Source organism: Virgifigura deserti, assembly GCA_003576685.1.
Classification (GTDB): Bacteria; Pseudomonadota; Alphaproteobacteria; order Dongiales; family Dongiaceae; genus Virgifigura; species Virgifigura deserti.
This window is the reverse complement of the sequence record QOZR01000032.1, coordinates 1-1678: the sequence shown is the minus strand read 5'-3', so window position 1 is coordinate 1678 and position 1678 is coordinate 1. Positions and strand designations below refer to the sequence as shown.

At 67.4% G+C, this 1678-nt stretch carries 1 protein-coding gene; it reads right to left on the bottom strand.

Annotated features, from left to right (window positions below; translation table 11 throughout):
* On the bottom strand, positions 1–1532 hold a 1532-nt coding region (locus DT069_RS24455), incomplete at its 3' end, for a tetratricopeptide repeat protein (RefSeq protein WP_119462958.1).
* Positions 1533–1678 lie beyond the last annotated feature (146 nt).

Here is a 1678-nt window from a genome sequence, read left to right as displayed (position 1 = left end):
TCGGCGGCGATCCGCCGACGGTAGCTCGAGCCGTCGTCCTTGCCGTAGGAGTAGACGAACACCTCGAACCCGTCCCGGTCGTGCAGCCCGAACAGACCCTGAATCAGATGCGCCGTGGGGTGATGGAAGAAGTCACAGGACAAGTAGCCGATCCGCAGGCGGTCGCGCCGCCCTCGGAAGAACGAGAAGGCTGCCGAGGAGCGGAGCGGATCCACTTGGCGCTCGGTATAGTTCGCCCAGCTCCGGGCGATCGCGAGATTCTGTGCCTCCGAGAGCGGCCGGGACAAGGCCCTGAAGGAGGTGAGCGCCGTCCGCTCTCCTGCGGCGAGCTGCCGATTGGTGATCTCCATCAGCCGCGCGAACTCGGCGTCGCGGTCCCGCCAATCGCAGGTCTGTTCCTTGATCTTGCAGAGCCCGGAAAAGGCCTCGGGATCGTCCGGCTTGACCGCGAGGATGCGCTCCAGACAGCCCTTCGCCTCCTCCAGCTTTCCCTGATCCATCAAGGCGCCCGCCAGCCCTTCGAGGGCGTTCATATGGGCGGGGTCGAGGTCGAGGGCGCGGCGATAGAGCTGTTCCGCCTCCGTCAGCCTCCGCTGCGACTTCAGGACGTAGCCCAGCGTGTCGAGGGCCGCGACATAGGTCGGCTTGATCGCGATCGCCTTGCGCAAGGCTGCCACGGCCTCGGCCAACCGGCCCAGCGACTTCAGGGTGACGCCGAGATTGTTGTGGGCCTCGGCATGATCCGGCTTGAGAACCGTCGCCTGCCGGTATGACGCCACGGCCTCCTCGAGTCGGCCGAGCGCCCACAGGGCGTTGCCGAGATTGTAATGCGCCTCGGCGAAATTCGGCCGGTGAGCGATGGCCGCGCGATAGGACGCCACCGCCTCGTCCTTCCGGTCCAGCGCGCGCAGGATATTGCCAAGATTGTAATGTGCTTCCGGGAGATCCGGCTTGCAGGCGATCGCCGTGCGGTAGGACAGCATGGCCTCATCGAGGCGTCCTTCCGCCCGCAGAGAGACGCCCAGATTATAGTGGGCGGCCGCATAGTTCGGCGAGATGGCGATCGCATCGCGGAACGCGGCGGCTGCGGCCTTGTCCCGGCCGAGCCGCTTCAGCGCGTTGCCGAGCTCGAGACACGCTTCGGCCGAGGCGGGGTTTCCGGCAATCGCCTTGCGGAACGCGACCACGGCTTCGGTCAGCCGGTCGGTCGCCGCGAGCGCAAGTCCCAAGCGGTGCTGGACGGTGGGATGGTTCGGCTGCAGAGCCGCCACCTCCTCGAACATCGCCGCAGCCGCCAACGGCTTGCCCTGCTGCCACAGCAGGTCGCCGAGTTGATAATGAGCGTCGACATGGGTCGGTTCGAGCGCGACAAGATAGCCGTAGGTCGCCTCCGCCTCGGCCAGCCGGCCAATCTTCATCAGGTCGGCAGCCTGGTGGATCAGCATCTCGGGATCAGCGGCAGCGTGCCGGTCGACCCGCGCCGGGCCGTGCCTCCCGTCCTTGCGTCGTGGCCGCGTTCGCGCGCGCTTCATCTCACCGGCCACCCGGTTGCGGGCAGGCGTCTTCGGTGACGGTGATCTGGCGGGGCGGGTGGCCGGCCTGGAAGTTGGCCCAGATCAGCCGATAGGCGCGCTCGAGATTGCCGACGAAGCGCGGCGTGTCGAACAGCGGGCAGCGG